Here is a 22,999-nt window from a genome sequence, read left to right as displayed (position 1 = left end):
TTGGTTCTTGCACTAAAAAAAATCTATCAACAGTTCGCGTCCATCAATAAATTTTTTTAGCAATTCAATAAGCCCTGAATCAACCTGTGGTGTTGCTTGTGTAGTGTACGACAGGTACGCCGTGAAACAAGCGCCCTTGGAGTGCGCCTCCTTGCAACCCCTTGGTTGACCCGGTGCTTGCAACGTTTTTATTTCTGAATTGGAAATGGGGCACTAATTATTCTTAAAAAGAACATCTAACATGTGATCAAGGGCGTTTCGGGCAGATGCGGTGTCACCCTCCACTTTCATTCGTAACAACGCCCCTTCCCACTGATTTAAAAACAACATAGATAGTTGCTCAGCAGTGAGGTCATTTCGAATGCTACCAGAATCCTGACCCTTTTGTATCAATCCGGTCATTCTGTCCTGCCATGCCTTGAAAGCATATTTTAATGCAGTCTCGCAGAGTTTACTCTGCCCGCCTATTTCTGCTGAAAGATCGCCAATAAGACACCCTTTGAGGCACTGTTGCTCATCTGCACTGTCCAAAACATGGAGATACATGGTCTTGATTATTTCCAATTCATCCCCGTCACTTTCTTCGACATAAAGATCAAACTGCTCCATCATAGCATTGTTATATGTCCGGATAACCTCGACGGTAAATTGCTCTTTGCTTTTGAAGTAATTATAAAATGAACCTTTCGGTACCTTAACAGCGTCGAGTATTACCTTAAGGCCAGTCCCGTGATATCCATGCTCCGACAGAAGTTCGATACCCTGCTGAAGAATTCTTTCTCTTTTATCGTTATGTTGTTTTTTTTGTGCCATGGAATGTAGCATACGACCGGTCGTCTTGTTTGTCAAACGTTTTTTAAAATTGCTTTGTCTGAAAACGGCCGTACATGCACATTTTGTCATTTTGTAATCATGACGTATCACAAAACCAAAGAAAATAGAAAGTCGCTACGTCTAATATTTTGATTTTATGATGTTTGTTGTGGTTTAGTGTGGTGAAAGTTCGGGTCTATAGGATATAGTGCCGCAAGGCTTAGGAGTTCAAGTCTCCTCTTCGGTACCAAACAATAAAAAGGGGTTACGACTATTCGGTCGTAACCCCTTTTTATTGTTTTTGAGGCCGCGTGCGACACCCGCACAGTCGGTCCACATGGTCCTTTAACCTTGGTGTGTCGTGTCATAACCCCAACATTGAGGCTGTCTTGTCAAAGGTGGGCACGCTTCGTTTTGCCCATCGGGGGTGGATTCTGTATGAAAAATGGTAAATTAGGTACTATTTTTGATATTGTATTTGATTGATGTGTTTCAAACACATTGCCCTGGCAAACCAACATAATAGCTCTGGTATCTTTTGTGTTGGATGGTATAATGAACACAAAAAATAGTATTGGTATTTTTGAAATAAGATTTTTAGTTATATCATCTATTTGACCGTCCGGCCCCAATCCCACCCAATGGCCGGACCGGTTATGCCTCGCAAGGGGGAGGAGGCGCTCATGGCAACGTTCATAAAGGCATGAGAAACATGTCGTGGGATGAATGTTGTATTCCAGTCACCCGTACGTCAGGCCACGCCACAACGCATCATATCGTCATGATGCACAATTTCACAGAAGACGGACTGTACTTTGAATCCAAGGATCCTGTAGGGCCCTGTACCCACGCCATTCAAACTACGGCAGGCAGCGCCTGCAGATATTATATTTACGGTAACCACGGTGTCACAAAATCGGCCATGACGTTGCCAATGCCTATCGTTTCGGATTGATCTTCCCTGTTTTTGTCTTCTTCGTCCCCATTCTCATTCCATTTTAGCTCCGACGTTCTGATTTGGACCCGCCTTGATCCCGCAGTCCCTGAGATCGGTCCCCGATAAGGGCTCACCCTTTTTGTCTGTTTATTTTTTTGCAGGCCAAGAGACTGCCGCGACAAGCAGGAAACAAAGGGGAGTGGCTTTTGGAATCAACGGTGATCTCAATAAACGGAAAGAAAGTCGGTTGCCCGGTCGGGACATCCGTTCTCGAGGCTGCGGAATCGGCTGGGATCTATATTCCGAGGCTTTGTTATCACCCGGAATTGAAACCCCATGGAGCCTGCCGCATGTGCCTTGTTGAGGATGAGCACAGCGGAAGGCTGCTGGCCTCGTGCGTCACCCCGGTCTTAGGCGGGATGAGCGTGCTGACGCACACAAAGGAGGTGCTTGCGCACAGGCGCAATATCGTGCGGCTGATGATAGCCGAGCACCCGGAATCCTGTGTGGTCTGCAGCAAGGGCAACAGGTGCCAGCTCCGACGGGTTGCCGCCGAGCTCGGGGTGGGGGAGCCGGAGCTGTATCCCATGCCCCATGTCAATGCACTGGACCAGTCCAACCCCTTTATCGTTCGGGACCTTTCCAAGTGCATCCTGTGCGGACGGTGCATCAGGGGCTGCAAGGAACTCGTTGCCCAGGGCACCATCGACTACAGCTTGCGGGGGTTTGATTCACGTCCGGCCACGCTCCATGATCACCCGTTAACCGAGTCGTCCTGCACATTCTGCGGGACCTGCGTTTCCCTGTGCCCCACCGGGGCCCTGTCTCAGAAAAAGAGCGTGTTTTCCGGAACTCCGGAGCGCGAGCATGACACGATCTGCGGGTTTTGCGGTGTGGCGTGTTCCCTTTCCCTGGGCGTTTTCGGCTCCAGGGTTGTGGAGGTGAGCCCTGCCCGTTCAAGGGAGAGCGTCAACGGCGTCACCCTGTGCGTCAGGGGGCATTTTGCCCATGACTACCTGAACTCAACGCACCGGCTCCTTCGCCCGAGGTTGCGGAAGGGCGGAGAACAGGCTTCCGTTCCATGGGATGAGGCTGTGTCGGCTGTATCTGAAAAGCTCCTTGAGATCAGGGACAAGCACGGTGCTTCGTCCATCGGTTTTTTCGGCTCTACCAAATGCACGAATGAGGAGAATTACCTTTTCCAGAAAATGGCAAGGGGGATACTCGGAACACACAACATCGACAACGGGGGCGTTTTCTGCGGGCGAAACCGGTTGGCTGATTTTTTCAGGAAAACCCGTGGCATCTTTGGGGCTACCCGGCTTTCCGATATGGAAAAGGCTGACGTCATCGTCATGGCCGGGGCCGATCAGGGGGAAACCGTTCCGGTGGCGAGTTACCACGTGAAAAGGGCCGCACGAAACGGGGTCCCGCTCATCGTGGTGGACAGCCTGACGTCGGATTTTACATCCCTTTCGACACGCTGGCTGAGGCCATTACCCGGTAGCGGGCATCTGGGGCAGGTGATGCATGCCCTCTCCGCCCTGGTGCTCAGCCACAGCAACACCCATCGAGACGGCATCGCCGGGTTGACCGATAATTTGGGTGATTTCGAACGGGACGTTAGCCGCCTTGACATCGAAACGATGTGCCGCACAGCAGGCGTGGGCGTTGAAGTGCTCAAGGAGGCCGCAGGAATCATCGCAGGCCGCCGGGTTGTGTTGGTTGCCGGGTGCGAGGTGTTGGAGGCCGACGACGGGGGCTCGGCGCTGAATGCCCTGGTCAATCTTGCCCTTGTCTCAGGAGACCCGGGACGCTCGCCTGCGGGGGTATGGTTCTCAACACGGGAGAACAACTTGTTGGGTGCATGGGCGATGGGCACGGATTTTTCTCCTGACGCGGGGCTGTGCATGGGCGGCATGATTGAGGCCGCTGAAAAGGGCGACTTAAAGGCGCTCTACATCATGGGGGAGAACCCCCTTCGGGCCATGCCCCAGCAGCAGAGGGTGAAGGCGGCCCTTGAAAACCTCGAGCTTGTGGTGGTGCAGGATATCCTTGAAACCGAAACCGTGAACATCGCGGATGTGGTGCTTCCCGGAGCAGCCCCGGCTGAAAAAGCCGGATCGTTACTGGAAGGAAGAGTTCAGCCTTACCCCTGCGGTGCCTCCTCCGGGGGAAGCCAAGGCCGATCTCGATATCCTGGGCCTGGTTGCAAAAGGGCTGGGATACCGTGGAGATGACCTGGGGTTGGAGGCGGTTCGGGCCGAGATCAAACGCCTTGTCCCATTGTGGGCACGTGACGAGAGTCCCGCAGAGAACCATGGAGACGATGCCAGGATATCTTTTCAGCCCATCGCATATGCGGAAGGGACGGACGATCCGGCTTATCCCTTCATGATGGTTGCAGGATCCCGAAGGCTTCACGCAGGCAGCGGAACACGGACATCTCACTCGGAACGGATCAGGACGGCAGGAGAGGGCGGGGCCATGGAAATTTCCGAAGCGGATGCCGGGATGCTCGGCCTTCGGGAGGGAGACCCGGTGCGGATTGAATCCCGCCATGGGGCCATAGAAAGACGCGTTGTTATCGCGTCGGACATGGCCAAGGGCGCGGTGCTTATCCCCAGGGGCTTTTGGGGCAACGACGTCATGAATCTTTTTCCCCTTTCGCAAGCGGGAAGGGGGGGATGTCGTGCAGGGTAAAGATAGAACGGGTGAATAGGGGATAGTGAATGGTGAGTGGTAAGTAGTGAGTAGGGAGTGGTGAATAGGTCAGGGGGAGTATGGACGTGGGGGACGTTGAAGAGCATTTAGCGATTTGATCAAGAAAAGGGGGCGCGGAGGCGCCGATGGAACGAGGTAGATAGACTGGAAATGCTTTCGGCGATTATCGAGAAGCACCGGGGGGAAAGGTGGGGGCTTATCCCGCTTCTGCAGGAGGTGCAGGAAGCGCTGGGCTACATTCCGCCGGAGGCCATTGCCCCCATCGCCTCGGCGTTGAAGCTCTATCCCAGTGAGGTGCAGGGGGTGATCGAATTTTATGCCGGTCTGAGCCTGAAACCCAAGGGCAAGCATGTCTTCAAGGTCTGTCGCGGCACCGCGTGCCACGTCAAGGGGAGCCGGAGCATTCTTGCCATCATGAAAAAGGAACTCGGCCTCGATGAAGGGGAGACAAGCCCTGATTACAAATATTCCCTTGAAACCGTCGCCTGTCTCGGGGCCTGTTTTCTCGCCCCGACCATGATGGTGAACAAGGAGTACATGGGCAGGCTGTCCCCCAGGAAGATCGAATCTGTTTTAGCGCACTTTACCGAAAGCAAGGAAGAGGAATCGTGATTGTTCGGTAAAAAATAGTTGGTTACGATACCGGTGGAGAAGCCACCGATCGAGAATCGACACAGTTAGGCTGGGATAACCTGCCGTGCTGTTGAACCACGGGCGCAGCCCGTCAGCACATGTGAAGGGCCCGAGGAACGAGGGCTCAGAGCATGTGCGAGCCTGGGGTGCAGGGGCTTAGCCCCTGCCCGCCGGAGGCAACATGGAGTGGACGTCATATGAAAAAACTCCTTTCCATAGGGCAGCTTGAATGGCTCAGGAACACCCTCCGTGTGGGCAGTGGTGATGAGAAAACCACCGTGTTGGTCTGCATGACAGGGTGCAGGGCGTACGGGGCAAAGGAGGTGCTCACATCCATCGGTAGGGAGGTGGAGAGGCAGGGCCTTTCGAGGCGTGTGGAGGTCCGCTCCACAGGCTGTCACGGGTTTTGCGCAAAAGCGCCTGTGGTTGCCATCGAGCCCATGGGGATCCAGTATCAGGAGGTCGCACCTGAAGACGCCTCAGATATCGTGTCGGAGACGATCAAGGCAAACAGGCTGGTGGACAAGCTGGCCTACAGGGACATCACCACGAACCAGCCGATATTCTACAAAGACAGGATTCCTTTTTACAAAAAGCAGGTGCGGCGGGTCCTTGCAAACTGCGGGAAGATCGATCCGACAAAGGTGGAGCACTATATCGCATCCGGCGGGTATCGTGCCCTGGCCAAGGTGCTGGGCACCATGTCCCCCGATGAGGTCATCGACGAGGTGACGGCAGCCAGGCTTAAGGGGCGTGGCGGGGCCGGTTACTCCACGGGCCTGAAGTGGGCGTATACCAGAAAAGCCACAGGCTCGCCCAAGTACGTCATCTGCAACGCGGACGAGGGCGACCCCGGGGCTTTCATGGACAGGGCCATGCTTGAGGGGGATCCGCACTCCGTCATCGAGGGTCTCATGATCGGTGCCTATGCCATGGGGGCCGAGCACGGGGTGATCTATGTACGGGAAGAGTACCCCATTGCCGTGGAGCACCTCTCCATTGCCATCCGTCAGTTGGAGGCCTTGGGGCTTCTCGGAGAAAACATTCTCGGAACAGGTTTTTGTTTTCACCTCTCACTGAAGAAGGGGGCCGGAGCCTTTGTGTGCGGGGAAGAGACCGCCCTCATGGCCTCCATCGAGGGAAGGCGGGGCATGCCCAACCCCAGGCCTCCGTTCCCGGCCCAGGAGGGGCTGGACAGGAAACCGTCCAACATCAACAACGTGGAGACCCTGGCCAACGTCCCCTTGATCATCAACAACGGGGCGGCCTGGTACACCGAGGTGGGGACGGAAGAAAGCGGGGGCACCAAAATTTTCTCCCTGGCCGGGAAGGTCAACAACACCGGGCTGGTGGAGGTCCCCTTTGGTACCAGCATCCATGACATCGTCTTCGGTATCGGCGGCGGGATTCCCAAGGGGAGAGCATTCAAGGCGGTCCAGATGGGCGGCCCGGCAGGGGGATGCATCCCGGCGCAGCTTATTAACACGCCCATTGATTACGAGACGATTTCACGGCTTCAGCGCGCATGCATGGGGTCCGGCGGCATGGTGGTGATGGACGAGAACAACTGCATGGTGGAAATCGCGCGATTCTTCCTCGGGTTTACCCAGTCCGAGTCGTGCGGAAAGTGTGCTCCCTGCCGCCTGGGGACCACCCAGCTCCTCAACATTCTGACGCGGATTACCCAGAAAAAGGGACAGCTCCGGGACCTTGACACCATAAGGGAGATCGGCGCCACCGTAACGGAAACTTCTCTGTGCGGCCTGGGGCAGGCCTGCGCAAAACCGGCCCTCTCAACCCTGAAGTACTTTGAGGCGGAGTACAGGGACCACATCCTGGAGCACCGCTGCGCCGGGGCCACCTGCGACGAGATCGTGATCTCCCCGTGCCAACACGCCTGCCCGGCAGGCATCGACGTGCCGAACTACGTGGCCGCCATTGCCAAGGGAGAGTACCAAAAGGCCGTTGATATCATTCGGGAACGGAACCCCTTCCCGGCGGTGTGCGGCAGGGTGTGTATCCACCCCTGCGAGTACAAATGCAGGCGGGGAGAGCTTGACGAACCCGTGGCGATCCGTTCCCTCAAGCGGTTTGCTTCGGATTGGTATTTCAAGAACATCGGGCTTCCGGCAAGCCCCTTTCCCCTCACTCAGGCGCAAAAAGTCGCCGTGGTGGGGGCTGGCCCGTCCGGCCTCTCCTGCGCCTACTTTCTCCGAAAGGCCGGATACGGGGTCACGGTCTTTGAAGCCCAGCCAAAGGCCGGGGGGATGCTCAGCATCGCGTTGCCGGAGTTCAGGCTGCCGCCTGAAGTCATCGACGCAGAGGTCCGGTACATCGAAGCCTGCGGTGTGGAGATCCGGTACAACACTCCGGTGGACTCACGGCACACGGTGGATGATTTGATGGGCGAAGGGTACGACGCCGTGTTCATCGCCGCCGGAGCACAGACCAGCAAGCGCATGGGAATCCCGGGCGAGAAGAAAGATCTGACAGGGCTCCATTACGGCCTCGGGTATTTGTGTGATGTGCGGCAGGGAAAGGTGAGGGGCTTTGACGGCAAGACCGTGGTCATCGGCGGCGGGAATGTTGATCAAGATGTACGGACCGCCCTGAGGACCGGGGCCGCCGATGTTCACCTCTTCTGCATGGAAGACAGGGACATGATGCCTGCCTGGGAGAAGGAGGTGGCCGAAGCCCTGGAAGAGGGTGTGATGAACCCAGGAGTGGGAGCCCAAACGGATCATACACGACAACGAAAAGGTGACCGGGATCGAGTTTGTCCGTTGCGTTTCGGTCTTTGACCAAGAGGGGCACTTTGAAAAGCGATGAGTCGGCGACGTCAGGTCATCGATGCGGACCGTGTGACGTCCATCGGCCAGGCCCCGGACACCTCCTTTATCTCAGAGGACAGCCAACTTGAAAGGGAACTCTGGGGAAGCCTTGTGGTGGATGAGAACAGCCTCTCCACCAATATCCCCGGGGTGTTTGCCGGGGGGGATTTCACCTCAGGCCCCACCTTTGTGATCCGGGCCGTGGCATCGGGGCGCAGGGCCGCCATCGCCATCGAAAGATACCTTAAAGGGCTCAAAGGGCGCATCGAGATAGCAGATGAAAAAACGGACATGGCGGTGGATGCCGGGCTGGCCCTTGAAAGCGAGAAAGAGGGCGACACACCGAGGGTCTGCACCAAGCATGAGGATCCGTGCGACCGCATCAGGGATTTCCGTGAAGTGGAGATGGGGTTTACGGAAGAGGAGGCCATTCGAGAGGCCGTGAGATGCCTCCGGTGCGACCTTGAAAAGGAGAAGAAATAATATGATCCGGGCCATTACACGACAAAAAACGGAAGAGGAGATTGACCGGCTTCTGGAGGGGTGTGCCAGGGTCTTTATCATCGGCTGCGGCACCTGTACGACCCTTACCCGCACCGGCGGCGAGCCCGAGGTCCGTGCCATGAAAGAGCGGTTGTCCGGCGCAGGCAAACTGATCACCGGCCATACGGTGGTGCCCGTGGCCTGTGACCACCTGACAGGAGAAATCCTTGCCGACCACGGCAACAGCATCTCCCAGGCCGATGCCCTCCTTATCATGTCCTGTGCCTTCGGGGTCCAGACCATCGCAAGGCAGCTCAAGGCCATGGTGATTCCGGCGCTGGATACCCTCTTTGTGGGGAAAGAGACGACCCCCGGAGAATACAACGAAATCTGCACCCAGTGCGGGACCTGCATCATCGGCGAAACCGGAGGGATTTGCCCGGTGACGGCCTGCCATAAGGGGCTGGTAAACGGTCCGTGCGGCGGGACCGATAACGGGAAATGCGAGATCGACAAGGAGAAGGCATGCGCCTGGACCCTTATCTACAACCGGCTGAAAGAGCTTGGAAGGCTTGACCTGATGCGAAAGCTGCAACAACCCAGAAATTGCCTCGGGGAGCCGTCCCCCGGCAAATCCAGGCTGCCTTTTGAGTAAGGTTGAGGGCTCAGAGAAAAAACAAAAAAAGTCTTCTATCTGTAAAAAAGCATGCCTCCGGCGGCGAGGTGAGCCACCTCGAAAGCTGATTGCCGTTGCGATTTGTCCCTCGTTCCTCGGGCCAAATTGCAACGGCCTTCGCCTGAAGCATATGCTGGTGGTTTGTACGAGCGATGCGACAAGCTTTGAATGGCTATGATTCGTTATCGTAACTCATTGATTATCAAGTTTAACCGGACTGCCTCCGGCAGGCTTTATTGAACTGAGTCGTTTCGGCTGACCAACTTTTTACAGTCTGCCACGGGCGAAGCCCGTAAGCGAATGCGCAATGGGCGAGAAACGAGCCCATGGAACATTTGCGAACCCGTAACATTTCAATGGGGAAAGACGCGATATGGCATCCTTATTTAAGCAAGCACTCGATTCGGGAAAATTTGTCGTTACCTGCGAGGTGGCACCTCCCAAGGGGACAAACCTGGAGGCGATGGCTCACCATGTGGAGCTCTTGAAGGATAAGGTGGATGCCATGAACCTCACCGATCACCAGAGCTCGGTGATGCGCTTTCCGTCCCTGGGGGCAGCCCTGCTCGTCAAGGAGATGGGAGGGGAGCCGATCCTGCAGATGACGTGCCGGGACCGCAACCGCCTTGCGCTCCAGGCCGATCTGTTGTTCGCGCACAGCAGGGGCATCAACAACGTCCTCTGCCTCACCGGTGGCTCGGTAATACTATCTGGCAACCACGGAGGCCAAGGGGGTGTTTGATCTTGATTCGAGCCAGCTTGTCATGGCTGTGAGGATGCTGGAAAACGGGAAAGACTTAGGGGGGAGCGAACTGGAAGGCGGCATCTCCTTTTGCGCCGGTGCCATTGTGACGCCTGAGGCGAATCCCCTTGAGCCGCAATTGATAAAGTTTGAGAAGAAGATTGAGGCAGGGGCGGAATTCATTCAGACCCAGGCGGTGTTCGACATGGAGAAATTTACCTCGTTTATGGGCTACGCAAGGCAGTTTCCGGTGAAAGTGCTGGCAGGGATCATCCTGCTGACATCGGCCCCCATGGCCCGGTTTATGAACGCAAACATTGCTGGGGTTGTGGTTTCCCCCGCCGGAGCTGGTTGATGAAATGGCATCAGCCCCCAAGGGCGGGGCGCTTAAAAAGGGAATAGAGATTGCCGGTCGCATGATCAGGCAGATCCGTGACGAAAAGGTGTGTGACGGTGTCCACATCATGGCGATCGGTAAGGAAGAGCTTGTGCCGGAGATCATGGCTGCGGCAGAGATCCAATGATCACCGGCAGGGCTGGCCCTTTTCCGGCCCGTGACGTTTCCGGGCCCGGGGGCGGGGACATAGGGTGCCGCCCCTCAAAAGGGCATGATTGCTTTACCCTCGTTTGGGGAAAGGGGGAGACCATGAACGAATCAAAGGAGAAACGACACGAAGAACGCAATGAGTTTGATACCCAGGTTGTATTTACCGATGGGTCTGCCGATCACTACCATGATGCCATGATGTGCAACTTCAGCGAAGACGGCATGTGCTTTGAGTCCGACACGCCCATGGAGCCCGGAACCGAAGTGTTCATCAAAACGGTGAATTTTCCTTCCACCAACAAATGCACGGTGGCATGGTGTCACAAAATCGGATCCGGGGACGACGAAAAGTACGATATCGGCCTCAAGTGTGAGGTTTGATCGACATCGGGTGGCCGTGGGATCGTTCGCAGGGAAACAGGCGGTGTTTTTGTTCTGGCTGAAGGGTGAGTGGCGTCGGGCCCGGGAGCCCGGGCCGCTCATCCTGTCTCGGAACATACAAAAACCACAGCATGGGGGATGCTGTGGTTTTTTTGTTTTTGACAAGGTCTCGGAGAATGCGTAGTATTGTCGAGAGACCGACCGGTCTGTCCTATGGATTGTTGAACAGGAAACAGCATGGCACTTAAAGACAAGATTATTACCGAATCCCTGCGTTTGTTTTCCACAAAGGGCTTTATGAACACCTCCATTTCCGATGTCATGGCAGCGGCCGGGGCATCCAAGGGGGGGCTCTACAACCATTTTAAAAGCAAGGACCAGCTTTTTACGCGGCCCTGAGCATCTGGCGGGACAAGAATCTGGACGGCCTGGATGAACTTGACGACCCGTTGGGCAAGGTGGTCCGCCTCTTTGACAACTACCAGTATCGGTACTTGACGTCCGACGACCTTCCGGGCGGCTGCATCTTCGTGACCTTTGCCGTGGAGCTCAATGATCAGCGGGCCGACCTGGCGGCCGAAGTGAACAAGGGGTTTGAAAGGCTAAAGGCCATGGTGAAAGGGCTCCTGGATGAGGCCCAGGGCAAGGGGGAACTGAACGCCTCCGTCGATACCGGTGCCGTCACGGAGATGCTGGTCTCAGGGCTTTTGGGGGCTTGTGTGATGTACACTTCGGACAAGTCCAAGGCCAACCTGGAGGCCACCATCGGGTCATTGATGGGGTACCTTGCAAGCCTCAGGCCTTGAGTTTATACCGGTGGGCAAAGGATGTTTCAGCCTGCCTCCGGCGGGTCGCTTTTTTGAAAAAAGTCTGCAAAAACGTCCCTGATCCAAACAGGCAAAGACATCACCTCTTCGTCGAACGGGAGGTTTGTATGATAACCGCTCAAAGCGGTCTGTTTCTGCGCCTTAAGGCGCCAATATCAGGCTTTTTTGGCCTTTTGCATCGTTCCATTAGTTTGTTTTCATTACCATTGAGACCCTCTTGCCCCCTGGAGCGCCGCACTCCGGTGCGGCATGGGGCACAACGGACCAAAAAGCCGCACAGGAGTGCGGCGCTCCGTTTCAGTGCGTCTCGCTCAGTATGATGAACCGTTCATATTTTTGATAAGTTGTCTACTTCTACTGGTGGAAGTATCAAATTTTTTAAGTGTTTGGCCCCCGGCAGGGCCGCCGGAGGCATAAGCTGAATAGTTACCATTTTTTTTGTTAATCAAAAGGGGAGACCGGTCGGTCTCTGTTGAAAAGGAGAAAACATGATGAGAACATTCAATGCGTTGGTGGTTCGGGAGATGGCAGACGGGTCATGCAAGGGCACCATTGAGGCCAGGAGCATCGACGATCTGCCCGAAGGGGAGGTTGTGGTGCGGGTCTACTACTCCTCGTTAAACTACAAGGATGCCCTGTCCGCCACGGGGAACCGGGGGGTGACAAAGGCTTATCCCCATACCCCGGGCATTGACGCGGCAGGGGAGGTGTACCGGAGTTCGGATGCGCGTTTCAAGACCGGGGACAAGGTGATCGTGACAAGTTATGACCTCGGGATGAATACATCGGGGGGCTTTGGTGAGTACATCCGTGTGCCTGCAGGATGGGTGGTGCCGCTGCCAGAGGGGCTCTCCCTGAAGGAGAGCATGGCCTACGGCACCGCAGGCTTCACCGCGGCCATGTCCGTGGATTCCCTTGTGGCAGGCGGGGTGACCCCGGACAGGGGCGAGGTGCTTGTGACCGGAGCCTCTGGGGGCGTGGGCAGCGTTGCCGTGGCTATCTTGAGAAAGCTGGGCTACCGCATCGCCGGGGTAACGGGTAAAACGGACGAAACCCCGTATCTGAAGTCCCTGGGGGTAGAGACAGTGCTCTCCGTGGCCGAGGCCGAGGGACAATCTGGGCGCCCCATGCTGAAGGCACGATGGGCCGGTTGCATTGACACCGTGGGGGGCGATATCCTGGCATCGGCCGTTAAGGCCACAGCACCCACCGGGGTGGTCACAAGCTGTGGCAACGCTGCCGGGGCGAATCTGGACCTTACGGTGTATCCCTTTATCCTGCGCGGGGTATCCCTGGTGGGTATCGATTCCCAGAATTGCCCCATGGCGCGCCGCCAAAAGATCTGGAAAAAACTGGCCTCGGACTGGAAGCTCGACACCATGGACGAGGTGGCCAGTGAAATCCGGTTGGACCAGCTGAGCGCAAGGATAGACGACATGCTGGCCGGTCGCCACAAAGGGCGGACCGTTGTTGGGCTGGGGTAGGTCGGGGTGCCACCAAACCGATGGAGGGATGCCCGGTACGATAAGAAGCCGGGAGGTGCTGATTGCCTCCCGGCTTATTGCAGACCCCCTGTGGGGACAGAAACCCAGCTTATGAGGCCATGTCAATCACCAGGACATGGTCCCTGGTTTCGACGGCATAATGATGAACCGGGCGTTTGGCGGCCCCTGCCACCGGGGTGCCGGAGCAATCGAAGGTCGAGCCTGAAACACTGCAACACGTCACGGTTCCCGGTTTGCTCCCGGGGTCCAGCCGCCGCCCCATGTGTGTGCATTTGTTCTCCATGGCGTGGTAGGCATCCCCTTCTCCGCGGATTACAAAGATCCTTTTTTCAAGGCCCTTGCCCTCCAGTCGAATGGCCCCTCCGTGTTCCTGCAGTTCGGGAAGCTTTGACAGGTCCAGGGTCAGCAGGGAGCCGGTCCGTGTCCATGCCTCGGGGTCTGCCGGTAAGCGTGTGTCGCAAATGCCCAGTATCTTCTTGATCAAGCCCAATGTGTCCATCCTTTGTTGTGGGTGGGTTTTATGTGTCACAGGGTGGTGTTTGCCTGCGTCCGTAAAGGTCTCGTTTTTTGTTGATAGGATGTTGACGCATCAGTTTAGCCCCTGTGATACCTTACCGTCAATCCATAACAGGTGGTTACAAAGAAGGAAAAGCTGAGGGTTCCGGTGTGTCCTTTGCAAGGCTTTTTTTTCTGTAGAAGAAAATCATGGGGGAGTGCAAACGTGGCATGGAATCAGGGCATGGATGCCGCATGGGCTGATAGAACCAGGGGCGTTTTTGGGGCGATATCTCGTCGGGGTGGCCTGTCCTCTGACGTTATGTCGCCGGTTGCCCGTTTCCCAAAACTTGAGAGAGGCCTCTCCTGATCCTTAATGCTGGCTTTTCCCTTTTTGGCTCATACCTTGCTTTGCTCATTCGTCAACCCCGATCTCTTGGTCGGGCGAGGGGTCTCTCCGGTGGGGAGACGATGGTGACAGAGGCTGCTAAAAGGCTCGGTAAACACATGGCATCTCTCGATGCCAACCTTGATGATGGAAACCGTGACTTGCGGGCTTCAGTGTTGAACCTTTACCTAACCCGGCTCGCCCGAAGGGTGAGAAAATCAAACAGCAAACGCTGATTTACATTTTAAAAAGAGCTGATATTTTTATTGTAGCTGTATGAAATTATGAAAGTTTCTTTTGGAGTAGTTGTTTTCTCATGAAATATCCGGGCTAAAAAATCAGGAGAAGGACATGTTTGAAGCAAGACGATTGAAGATTGCTGTTTTTATGGGGTTTCTTTGTGGCGTTGCCTGCTTTTTCATGGGGAAATACCTTTATGGTCTTCCCTTGGGGGCATCGAATTTGGGCTTTATCCTTCTCAACAGGGCCATGATCGGGTTTGCCGTTGGCATATCGAACATCACCACACTGACCTGGAGTCGACACGGTGCCCTTATGGGGGCGGTTGTGGGAGCGATTTTTGCCTATGCCGATGCCATGCTCGGGTTCTCGTGGGTTGTCATTGTCTCCATTCTTTGTATCAATCCGATCTTCGGTATCATCATTGAGTTCGGAACCACGGTTCTGTTCGGCGCCCCCATCAAAAAAACGTGACAAAGGCCCGGATATCTCTCAGAATTTATTGTCGGATGTTCAATATGTTGCTGTTCGCTGGTATGATGAGCAACCCCCAGAAGGTGGGTGGGGAGAAACCAAATAAGGAGCATAGCACATGACCGAAACAACATCGTATCAACGCTTTGCCGCCAACATGCTTCACCCGGATTCCGTATATATCCCACACATTTTGAAGAGCATGATTACTGACGTGCAGGCCGATCTCCTGGTGGCCCTTCCGGGCACCGTGGCTGACCTTGCGATGAAAACGGATCGCCCGGAAGGGGCGATTGAAAACGACCTGAACGATATGTTTCGCAAAGGGCTTGCCTTTAAGAAAAAGAAGCCCGGCCAGCCAGTAAGCTGGCGTGCCCCCATGCACATTGCCCAGTTCCACGATGCAAGCATTGTCTGGCCCGAAGCAACGCAGGAGTTCCTCGGGTACTGGCAAGCCTATATGGAAACCGAGTGGCCCGTCCTTGCACCTCAGCTCGCAGGGTTTCTGCCCAAGCCGTATACCCGGGTGATCCCCGTCAATGAGGCCCTTTCTCCGGTTGAACACACCATACTGACCTCTGAAAATTTGATGGGGATCGTAGATAACGCCGAACAGCTTGCCGTCACCAAGTGCACCTGTCGCCTGACCATGCAGAAGTGCGATGCCCCCATTGAGGTCTGCCTCCAGATTGGCCGGAGTGCGGCGTATGCCTTGGAGAGGGGATCCGGGCGGGAAATTGATAAAGAGGAGGCCCGTCGGATCATCCGGGAGTGTGCCGAGGCAGGCCTGGTCCACGTGGCAATGAACACCTCTGATGCGGGTCATTTTATCTGCAATTGCTGTGGTTGCTGCTGTCAGTCCTTTTCCATGATGATTTCAGGAGATGTCTCCCTGTGTGACCCCAGCAGGTATCAGGCCCGGGTGGATGAGGCCGGTGGCGGAACCTGCGTGGACCGATGCTACTTCAATGCCATCAATATCCCGGAAGGGGAGCATGCCATGGTTGATCTGGATAAATGCATGGGGTGCGGGCAGTGCGCTGTGGGATGCCCGGAAGGGGCGGTCTGCATGAAAGAGGTCAAGGAGCCGTCATTTATCCCCGGTTAAATGCGGGTTCCCAGAGCATGAAGCGCGTTCATCCTGTCGGTGTGGTGGCGAATTATCTGCGAAATTAAGATAAGTGCTTTAAATGACAGGTTGATGGTGGTAATATTCTGTTCGAGTCAATTCCCGGGATTTCCTGTGGCGCATGGAGTGCCATCGCCACACGGGGTGATCTCGCCTCTCTCCATATCATTCTTACCTTACCGATTACGAACGTGAAACAGAGAGCGTGCAACGCGACGTCGAATCGTTGTGCGATATGTGGGGCCACATGGCTCTGAAAGGGCGGCAAGGTGGGTCTTTGGTTTTCAACCAAGGGAAGGGCCGATGTGCATCGTCATGCGTCACCATATCAGATTGTAAATAGAAAATTTCAAAGGAGAAACGAACGATGAAACAGCGAATCAGTGCAGTTGTGTTTGTGGTTTGTCTTGCTCTCTTTGCTCTGCCTCAGGTTGCTTCGGCCGGAGACGACGGGTTTTTTATCGGTGCCAGTCTTGCGTATGCCGAGGTAGGGGCGGATTTTGATTTTGATGATGCCACAAAGGGGGAGTTCGAGGAGAGTGACCTGGGGTATAAAATTTTTGGAGGGCTCAAGTGGGGGCTTCTCGGTGTTGAAGGGGGCTATGTGAACTTCGGCAACCCCGATGGCGATACCAACGGCAGGAACGGTGATGTCGAGCTGGACGGCTTTGATCTTTTCGGGATGCTGATTTTTGGGTTGGGGCCCGTGGATGTGTTCGGCAAGCTGGGCGGCTTTGTCTGGGATGCAGATTTTTCCGGAAGCGACCTCGTCAACGGCGGTGACGATGGCTTTGATGTGGCCTGCGGGCTGGGTGCGGCCATCAATCTGGGTAGCTTCGGTATCCGGGCCGAAGTGGAGTATTTTGACGTCAGCGGCAGGATGGACGGGGCCACCATGCTCTCAACCGGCCTTGTGTATACCTTTTAAGAAAACCCATGGAGGGGCGGTGAATGGCAGCAGGGTTGCCATGTCACCGTGCGATTTTTTAAAAAGAGGTTATGGGTAAAAAATGGGCCGCAGCATCCGTGGATGCTGCGGCCTTTTGTTTTTGCATAAACCGGGGAATATCGTGCCCTTTGAGGGGCTAATCAATGACAAAGACGATGAGGTCCGTGGGCCCGTGCACACCGAACTGGAGGATCAGCTCGATGTCCGCTGTCTTGGAGGGGCCGGAGATAAGCAGGCTGTTGGTGGGGGCTTTTTTGGACCAGTTCAGTTTTTTGATGGCCTCTGGAAAGGATGTGAAAATCTCCTTGGACCTGACCAGTGCGATATGAACCGGAGGCACCAGGGAGAGAAGGCGTGGTTCCTGGGGTGTGGGCCAGAGGATCAGGGCAGCGGCTTCGGCGATGCCCCCCATGGTGGTGGTGATCCCGGCGTTGATATCGAACAGCTCATCGCGAAATGCCTCCACGTCTTGGGTCCAGGGGATGAGGTCCGTGGGGTGGGCTTTCTCTTTCCAGCTTTTTTCAAGGATATCCCCGCACCACGTCCCCTGGCCGTAGGCCATGGTGGCAATTTCCCGGGTGCGAAGGATTTTTCGCAGGGCAGGAGCCCACTCGTCCCCCTTGACGCGGTAGACTTCCGATCGCACAGCCTCCATCAACTCCACAAAGCGGTTGATGCGTTTGGCCGGGCTCAGGGCAGGGGGGCTCCAGGGCGGGGCCTCCGGGGTGTAGCCGGCTGTTTCGGCGTTTTTGTAGAGGCGCGAGAGGATCCGGGCTCTGGCAGACGATCTACTCATGGCGTATTCCCTCCTGTCGAATCAGCTCTTTGAGGCTCTCTTTGGCAAAGACGGGTTTTGTCCGGACGCGGGACCAGGTTTTCAAGGGGCCAACCTTCGGGAGAATGCGGCCGGTGATGGCCAGGGTTTTCAGCATGGCCCAGTGGAGCAGGGGAATGGTGTGAGCATACCGCCACCCCTTCCAGATTGCCCACTCAAGGGCATTGCGTTTTGAGCCGTGCCCCGGAACCACCCCGGTGCCTTTTTTCAGGTAGCTCTCATCTCGCATGCGTCGCAGCAGCTCGGGGATGGGGATTTTTACGGGGCAGACATCGCTGCAGGCGTTGCAGAGGGAGGAGGCAAAGGCCAGCTCCCCTTTGGCCTTGAGCCCGGCCAGTTGCGGCATGAGGATGGAGCCGATGGGGCCGGGGTAGGTGGCGTCGTAGGCGTGGCCACCGATGCGTGTGTACACAGGGCAGTGGTTGAGGCAGGTACCGCATCGGATGCACTGCAGGGTCCGGCGAAGCTGGGGATCCCCAAGCATCCGGGATCGACCGTTGTCCAGGATCACCAGGTGCACCTCTGTGGGGCCGTCTTTTTCCCCTTTTTGTCGCGGGCCCTTGATCATGTTGAAGTAGGTGGTGATGCGCTGGCCGGTGGCCGACCCGCAGAGCAGGCGGTACAGGGGCGGCACATTTTCAAGTTTCTCCACCACCTTTTCAAGGCCCATGAGGGCCACATGCACGGGGGGCACCGTTGTGCACATGCGCCCGTTGCCCTCGTTTTCCACCAGGCAGAGGGTGCCTGTTTCGGCCACGGCAAAGTTCACCCCGGAAAGCCCTATATCCGCCGTGCGGTAGTGTTCCCGAAGCACCCTTCTGGCCGTTGCCAGGAGGATGTCCGTGTCTTCGGTGTAGGTGGTACCGGGGATGTTGTCGGCAAAGATTTTTCCGATCTGTTTCCTGTTTTTGTGGATGGCCGGCACAATGATGTGGGAGGGGGGCTCGTTGTTCAGCTGGATGATGAATTCCCCCAGGTCGGTCTCAAGGGCTTCTTTGCCGTGTTCTTTCATAAAGGCGTTGAAGTGCATCTCTTCGGAGACCATGGATTTGCCCTTCACCACCTTCCGGGCACCGTGCTTCTCCATGATGGACAAGACGATGCGGTTGGCCTCGTCCGTGGTCTCCGCCCAGTGCACGGTCATGCCGTTTTCCGTGCAGCGGGCCTCCAGTTGTTCCAAGAGATCGGGCAGCCGGGTGAGGGCCCCCGCCTTGAGGAGGTTTCCAGTATCCCGAAGGGCCTCGGTGGCTTCAGGGTCGTCAAAAACGGCCATGCGCTTTTGCCTCAGGCTCTGGGTGGCAAATCGCAGGTTGTCCCGAAGCTGGGTATCGGCAAGGGCACCGGCCGCTTTCTGGGCAAAGGTGGATTTTCTGGTCTTATCCATGGATTCGCTCCAGTATGAATTCTGCAACGTGATACCCGGAGACAGGTTTTTTGACGGTTCCCATGTGGCCGTTGATGTTCATCATGCAGCCGCAGTCTCCGGTAAGGTAGGCGGTGGCGCCTGTGTCCTGAATGTCGCGGACCTTGTCCTTTACCATGGCGGCAGAGATTTCCGGTCGTTTTACGGAAAACGTCCCGCCGAATCCGCAGCACTCGTGTTCATTGGTCAGCTCCACCAGGGTGACGTTGGTCAGTTGCCGGATGAGGGCTTTGCTGTCTTCGGTGCAGGCCATTTCACTTCTGGCGTGGCAGGAGCCGTGCCAGGTGAGGGTCACGGGAGGGCCCTTGTCCGTGTAGGTGACCTTGAGGCTGTGGCGTAAAAAGGAGGTGAGCTCAAAAATGCGTTCGGAAAAGCGCTTGACCTCGAAGTACTCGGGTTCGTTCTCAAAAAGAAGGGGGTAGTGGATGTGCATCATGCCCGCGCAGGATCCCGAGGGAACCACAATGGGCGCGTTGCTTCCGGAGAAGGCCTTTACCTGGGCCAGGGCCACGGCCCGTGCCTCATCCGGAAAGCCTGAATTGTAGGCAGGCTGTCCGCAGCAGGATTGTTTTTTGGGGTAGATGACTTCCACCCCTTCTCGTTGGAGAAGGCGGATGCCCGCCAGGCCTGCCTTTGGGTAGATCATGTCCGACAGGCAGGTTCCAAAGTAAAACACCGTGGAGGGGTTTTGTGGAAATTCGGTCATGGTATCGTCCTGTATCCGGGATGGATGGGGAAAGTTGGAAGGATCCTGTGAGGGTGAGATGATGGGGTGATGCGGTCAGGATCAAAGAAAAATCAATGGCTTATTATGCCGAATTGAGAGGCGGGTGTCAATGAGGTGCCGTGGGGCGGCGTTGCCAGCTGGTGGGTACGTGGCTGACGTGTGAACTAGGGAATCGACCGGGATGGGATGACGTGATGCGTCGGGGCGGACGGGAAAATTGAGCAAAAAAAAAGGGCGCCTCGGCTCGAAAGCCGGGCGCCCCTGGATAAGCTAAATCTATACGACAGTTACGTTAACTGCGGCGGGACCTTTCTGGCCCTGCTCGATGTCAAACGTAACTCGCGCACCTTCTTCAAGGGATTTGAAGCCGGTGCCGTTGATACCTGAGTGATGTACGAAAACATCGGGTCCGTCTTCCTGCTCAATGAAACCAAAACCTTTTGAGTCATTAAACCATTTTACGATTCCATTAGCCATAGTGACTTTTCCTTACTTAACTTTGATGATTTAAAGTTGGTTCGATGTTCAGGTATCGCCAAGCATTACATGGATCTTCCTAAATAACGAAACCCTTCGTCCCTTTTGAGACACTGGCGGACATTTTTATCGATCTCAAAGAAAAGGTCAATGATTTTTTTATGATTTTTCAAAATATTGGGCCCATTAGGGTGGATATCGCGGCCTGTGGTGGCCCTGGTTCGTTTCGCCGGCATGGTTCTTTCCAAGGTAACCCGTTTGATATTAAACCAAATACGTGTTGGATGGTGAAACGTCCGGCAGGCAAGGGTCTCACACCCCGAGGCGTCCGTCAGGGGGGATTCTCCTTGATTCCATTGGAGCAAAGGGGTATGGAGAGCGGATGATCCGGCCGCTTCGGGAGAGGGCTTCTGGGGCAGAACCGGTGAATCGCCCTTCGGGATGCTGTATTAACGCCGTTGTGTTTCGTCGACACAGGCATGCCCCTTCATACAACGGAGTGCCAATGAACCTGACCACGCCAGCTTTGCTGTTTCCCGCCATTTCCCTGTTGTTTCTCGCCTATACCAACAGGTTCCTTGTCCTTGCGCAGTTGATCCGCCAGCTCCATGACCGGGAAGGGGATCAGGTGAGGGAGATGGTGTATCGGCAGATCAACAATCTAAAGAAACGGATTGCCTTGATTCGCTGGATGCAGGGGCTTGGCGTGTTTGCCTTTATTCTCTGCGCCGTGGCCATGTTTTGCCTGTTTGTCAAGATGGATTTAGTGGCGGAGGTGAGCTTCGGCCTCAGCCTGTTGCTTCTTGTTTTATCTCTTGTGGTGTCTCTGTATGAGATAGCCATCAGCACACGGGCCATACAGATCGAACTCGAAGACCTGGCCATGCACCATCCCAAAGACAAGAAGGCAGATTAAAGGTAAGGGCTGCAGGTGACGGATTTTGGCGGTTTACATCTGCTTAACCGTTATGTATTCTTTGGTATACACCAACAATTTACACATAGGGAGGGGTTATGTTTTGTAGCGCATCAAAACTGGATGACAAAAAACTTGACGCCATCAAGGCGCTGGAAAGGGATCTCGGCAAAACCCTGGTGGCATACTCCTGCTCAAACCCCGAGCCAAGCACCCTCAGCGATGCCGAACTCATGAAGATCAAAAGCCTTGAGGAGAAATTGGCTGTCACGCTCGTTGCCTTCGAATAACCCGTCGGCCTTGTCCGTCGGTATCAGATGAAAAGCACCTTCCGGATTCGGAAGGTGTTTTTGTTTTTGTCCCTTTGCATGTTCATGCTGTAACGTTTATTTATCTTGATTGTGATGTTTATGACTTTCCCCGCACGTACCTCAAACTTCCATGGAGCCCCAAGAAGCTGGAAGGCGGAAGCCTTCTCCATTGCAAGGCTCGCCCTCCCCATTATCCTTTCCCAGCTTTCCGTAGCGGCAGCGGGTTTTATCGATACCATGATGGCAGGGCATTACAGCAGCAACGCCCTTGCAGGGGCTGCGGTGGGCGGCAGCCTGTGCTTTCCTTTTATTATCGCCATGAACGGGTTGATGATGGCTGTAACCCCCATCACGGCTCAGCTGACCGGCGCAGGCCGAAAAGGGGAGTCCGGCCGGGTGGTTCGCCAGGCGTTGTGGCTGGCCCTGGCATTTTCCATGCTGCTGTTTGTGGGGATTCGGCACATGGACCCTGTGCTGGACTTGATGAAGATCACGGATGAGGTGGTTCCCATCATCAAGGGGTACCTTGAAGGGATCTCTTTCGGGTTTCCGGCCATTGCCGGGTACTTTGTCCTGAAGTCCTACGCCGAAGGCATCGGAAGGACCAAGCCCCAGATGATCATCTCGTTGCTGACGGTTCCCTTTAACTATGTGGCCAACGATATATTGATATACGGGAAATTCGGGCTGCCTGCCCTGGGCGGAGCGGGGTGCGGATGGGCCAGCGGGCTCACCTTCTGGCTTTTTTTCCTGCTGATGCTCCTTTACACCTTGTCCAGCGAGACCTGCAGGGAGGGTAAGCCCTTTGCCGAGTTCAGCCTGCCGTCTCCGGCCGGTATGGGCGAGCTGCTGGCGTTGGGGCTTCCCATTGCCGGGACCATCTTTATGGAGTGCAGCATTTTTGCCTGCATTACCCTGTTTCTGGGGGTGCTGGGGCCCGTGGTGGTGGGCGGCCATCAGGTCGCCCTGAACTTTTCCGGGCTGGTGTTTTCCATTCCATTGAGCATCGGCATGGCCCTGACCATCCGGGCCGGGCACGCGGTGGGGGCCCGGGACCCTGAGGGAGCCAGGTACTCCTGTTTCACCGGGTGCATGATGGCCATGGTGGTGTCCCTTTTTACCTTGAGCTTCACCCTTGGGTTTGCCCGGGAGATCGTGGCGGTGTACACCCGGGACCCCGAGGTCACGGCCGTGGCCGTGGATCTTCTCTTTCTGGCTGCCCTCTATCAGGTCTCCGACTCCGTGATGACCACGTCCCAGGGGGCGCTTCGGGGGTACAAGGACGCCAAGGTGACCTTTTTCCTGACCTTTACGGCGTACTGGGTCATTACCCTGCCCCTGGGCTACACCCTGTCCATGACCGATGTCCTGGTTCCGGCCATGGGGGCTCGCGGGTTCTGGCTCAGCCTGATTGCGGGGCTGACCGTGTCCGGGTTGTTTCTCGGGGTGAGGCTGGTGCTGGTGAGCGGACGCGCCGTGGCGGCGTGCAGGGCGGCTGATGACGCCGGGGAGGGGCGGTTGGCGGCCTGAGGGAAC

At 55.8% G+C, this 22,999-nt stretch carries 23 protein-coding genes and 1 pseudogene; 18 read left to right on the top strand and 6 right to left on the bottom strand.

The features are described 5' to 3' along the window. Positions 1 to 213: 213 nt before the first annotated feature. Complete coding sequence (locus tag ACOYW1_RS12865) at positions 214 to 813, bottom strand: TetR/AcrR family transcriptional regulator (RefSeq protein ID WP_482423103.1); 600 nt, start codon at positions 811 to 813, stop codon at positions 214 to 216. A gap of 1,155 nt (positions 814 to 1,968) precedes the next feature. Between ACOYW1_RS12865 and ACOYW1_RS12860 the strand changes: the two genes are divergently transcribed. From ACOYW1_RS12860 to ACOYW1_RS12805, 12 genes and pseudogenes are all read left to right on the top strand, one after another. Next, positions 1,969 to 3,990, top strand: a complete 2,022-nt coding sequence (locus ACOYW1_RS12860) for a molybdopterin-dependent oxidoreductase (RefSeq protein ID WP_482423102.1) — start codon at positions 1,969 to 1,971, stop codon at positions 3,988 to 3,990. Between the two features lie 154 nt (positions 3,991 to 4,144). Continuing rightward, the gene (locus ACOYW1_RS12855) at positions 4,145 to 4,453 is read left to right on the top strand and encodes a molybdopterin dinucleotide binding domain-containing protein (protein WP_482423101.1); all 309 of its coding nucleotides are present in this window, start codon (positions 4,145 to 4,147) and stop codon (positions 4,451 to 4,453) included. 171 nt (positions 4,454 to 4,624) lie between these two features. After that, complete coding sequence (locus ACOYW1_RS12850; RefSeq protein ID WP_482423100.1) at positions 4,625 to 5,086, top strand: NADH-quinone oxidoreductase subunit NuoE family protein; 462 nt, start codon at positions 4,625 to 4,627, stop codon at positions 5,084 to 5,086. Positions 5,087 to 5,238: 152 nt separating this feature from the next. Then, positions 5,239 to 8,421, top strand: a pseudogene (locus ACOYW1_RS12845) (FAD-dependent oxidoreductase). Position 8,422: 1 nt separating this feature from the next. After that, positions 8,423 to 9,076: a methylenetetrahydrofolate reductase C-terminal domain-containing protein gene (locus ACOYW1_RS12840; RefSeq protein WP_482423099.1), complete on the top strand. Its 654-nt coding sequence runs from the start codon at positions 8,423 to 8,425 to the stop codon at positions 9,074 to 9,076. 394 nt (positions 9,077 to 9,470) lie between these two features. Then, complete coding sequence (locus ACOYW1_RS12835) at positions 9,471 to 9,839, top strand: methylenetetrahydrofolate reductase (protein WP_482423098.1); 369 nt, start codon at positions 9,471 to 9,473, stop codon at positions 9,837 to 9,839. Beyond that, positions 9,832 to 10,194 (top strand): methylenetetrahydrofolate reductase, encoded by a 363-nt coding sequence (locus ACOYW1_RS12830; RefSeq protein ID WP_482423097.1) that lies wholly within the window; start codon positions 9,832 to 9,834, stop codon positions 10,192 to 10,194. The genes ACOYW1_RS12835 and ACOYW1_RS12830 overlap by 8 nt, the downstream gene beginning before the upstream one ends. 4 nt (positions 10,195 to 10,198) lie before the next feature. Beyond that, the gene (locus tag ACOYW1_RS12825) at positions 10,199 to 10,363 is read left to right on the top strand and encodes a hypothetical protein (protein ID WP_482423096.1); all 165 of its coding nucleotides are present in this window, start codon (positions 10,199 to 10,201) and stop codon (positions 10,361 to 10,363) included. 122 nt (positions 10,364 to 10,485) lie between these two features. Next, positions 10,486 to 10,767: a PilZ domain-containing protein gene (locus ACOYW1_RS12820; RefSeq protein WP_482423095.1), complete on the top strand. Its 282-nt coding sequence runs from the start codon at positions 10,486 to 10,488 to the stop codon at positions 10,765 to 10,767. 237 nt (positions 10,768 to 11,004) lie between these two features. After that, positions 11,005 to 11,166: a TetR/AcrR family transcriptional regulator gene (locus ACOYW1_RS12815; RefSeq protein WP_482423094.1), complete on the top strand. Its 162-nt coding sequence runs from the start codon at positions 11,005 to 11,007 to the stop codon at positions 11,164 to 11,166. Between the two features lie 59 nt (positions 11,167 to 11,225). Next, complete coding sequence (locus ACOYW1_RS12810) at positions 11,226 to 11,573, top strand: TetR family transcriptional regulator C-terminal domain-containing protein (protein ID WP_482423713.1); 348 nt, start codon at positions 11,226 to 11,228, stop codon at positions 11,571 to 11,573. A gap of 509 nt (positions 11,574 to 12,082) precedes the next feature. Further along, positions 12,083 to 13,078, top strand: a complete 996-nt coding sequence (locus tag ACOYW1_RS12805; RefSeq protein WP_482423093.1) for a YhdH/YhfP family quinone oxidoreductase — start codon at positions 12,083 to 12,085, stop codon at positions 13,076 to 13,078. 109 nt (positions 13,079 to 13,187) lie between these two features. On the opposite strand, the gene ACOYW1_RS12800 is transcribed toward ACOYW1_RS12805, so the two are convergent. Beyond that, positions 13,188 to 13,583 (bottom strand): QcrA and Rieske domain-containing protein, encoded by a 396-nt coding sequence (locus ACOYW1_RS12800; RefSeq protein ID WP_482423092.1) that lies wholly within the window; start codon positions 13,581 to 13,583, stop codon positions 13,188 to 13,190. 750 nt (positions 13,584 to 14,333) lie between these two features. On the opposite strand from ACOYW1_RS12800, the gene ACOYW1_RS12795 reads away from it, so the two are divergent. The 3 genes from ACOYW1_RS12795 (at position 14,334) to ACOYW1_RS12785 (ending at position 16,753) form a co-directional block, all read left to right on the top strand. Continuing rightward, the gene (locus ACOYW1_RS12795; RefSeq protein ID WP_482423091.1) at positions 14,334 to 14,696 is read left to right on the top strand and encodes a hypothetical protein; all 363 of its coding nucleotides are present in this window, start codon (positions 14,334 to 14,336) and stop codon (positions 14,694 to 14,696) included. Positions 14,697 to 14,814: 118 nt separating this feature from the next. Further along, positions 14,815 to 15,804, top strand: coding sequence for an ATP-binding protein (locus ACOYW1_RS12790; RefSeq protein WP_482423090.1), 990 nt, complete (start codon positions 14,815 to 14,817; stop codon positions 15,802 to 15,804). A gap of 388 nt (positions 15,805 to 16,192) precedes the next feature. After that, entirely contained in the window at positions 16,193 to 16,753 is a 561-nt protein-coding gene (locus ACOYW1_RS12785) for an outer membrane beta-barrel protein (RefSeq protein WP_482416161.1), read from the top strand. Positions 16,754 to 16,910: 157 nt separating this feature from the next. Here the strand turns inward: ACOYW1_RS12785 and ACOYW1_RS12780 are convergent, their stop codons facing one another. The 4 genes from ACOYW1_RS12780 to ACOYW1_RS12765 all read right to left on the bottom strand — a co-directional run bounded on the left by ACOYW1_RS12780 (position 16,911) and on the right by ACOYW1_RS12765 (position 20,236). Beyond that, the gene (locus tag ACOYW1_RS12780; protein ID WP_482423089.1) at positions 16,911 to 17,570 is read right to left on the bottom strand and encodes a LutC/YkgG family protein; all 660 of its coding nucleotides are present in this window, start codon (positions 17,568 to 17,570) and stop codon (positions 16,911 to 16,913) included. Next, positions 17,563 to 18,993, bottom strand: a complete 1,431-nt coding sequence (locus tag ACOYW1_RS12775) for a LutB/LldF family L-lactate oxidation iron-sulfur protein (protein ID WP_482416163.1) — start codon at positions 18,991 to 18,993, stop codon at positions 17,563 to 17,565. Before ACOYW1_RS12775 ends, ACOYW1_RS12780 begins: the two co-directional genes overlap by 8 nt. Beyond that, on the bottom strand, positions 18,986 to 19,738 hold the full coding sequence (locus ACOYW1_RS12770) for a (Fe-S)-binding protein (protein ID WP_482423088.1): 753 nt from the start codon (positions 19,736 to 19,738) through the stop codon (positions 18,986 to 18,988). The genes ACOYW1_RS12775 and ACOYW1_RS12770 overlap by 8 nt, the downstream gene beginning before the upstream one ends. A gap of 297 nt (positions 19,739 to 20,035) precedes the next feature. Then, positions 20,036 to 20,236: a cold-shock protein gene (locus ACOYW1_RS12765; RefSeq protein WP_180144650.1), complete on the bottom strand. Its 201-nt coding sequence runs from the start codon at positions 20,234 to 20,236 to the stop codon at positions 20,036 to 20,038. 505 nt (positions 20,237 to 20,741) lie between these two features. Here ACOYW1_RS12765 and ACOYW1_RS12760 point away from each other — a divergent pair. From ACOYW1_RS12760 to ACOYW1_RS12750, 3 genes are all read left to right on the top strand, one after another. Then, the gene (locus ACOYW1_RS12760; protein ID WP_482416165.1) at positions 20,742 to 21,152 is read left to right on the top strand and encodes a DUF2721 domain-containing protein; all 411 of its coding nucleotides are present in this window, start codon (positions 20,742 to 20,744) and stop codon (positions 21,150 to 21,152) included. Positions 21,153 to 21,250: 98 nt separating this feature from the next. Further along, positions 21,251 to 21,442 carry a hypothetical protein gene (locus ACOYW1_RS12755; RefSeq protein WP_482416166.1) on the top strand — a complete coding sequence of 64 codons (192 nt, stop codon included), beginning with the start codon at positions 21,251 to 21,253 and terminating at the stop codon, positions 21,440 to 21,442. A 120-nt stretch (positions 21,443 to 21,562) separates the two neighbouring features. After that, positions 21,563 to 22,993: an MATE family efflux transporter gene (locus ACOYW1_RS12750; RefSeq protein ID WP_482423087.1), complete on the top strand. Its 1,431-nt coding sequence runs from the start codon at positions 21,563 to 21,565 to the stop codon at positions 22,991 to 22,993. Positions 22,994 to 22,999: the final 6 nt, after the last annotated feature.

It is taken from the genome of Desulfoluna sp. CYM3A (assembly GCF_056829965.1).
This window is presented reverse-complemented; position numbering and strand designations above follow the sequence as displayed.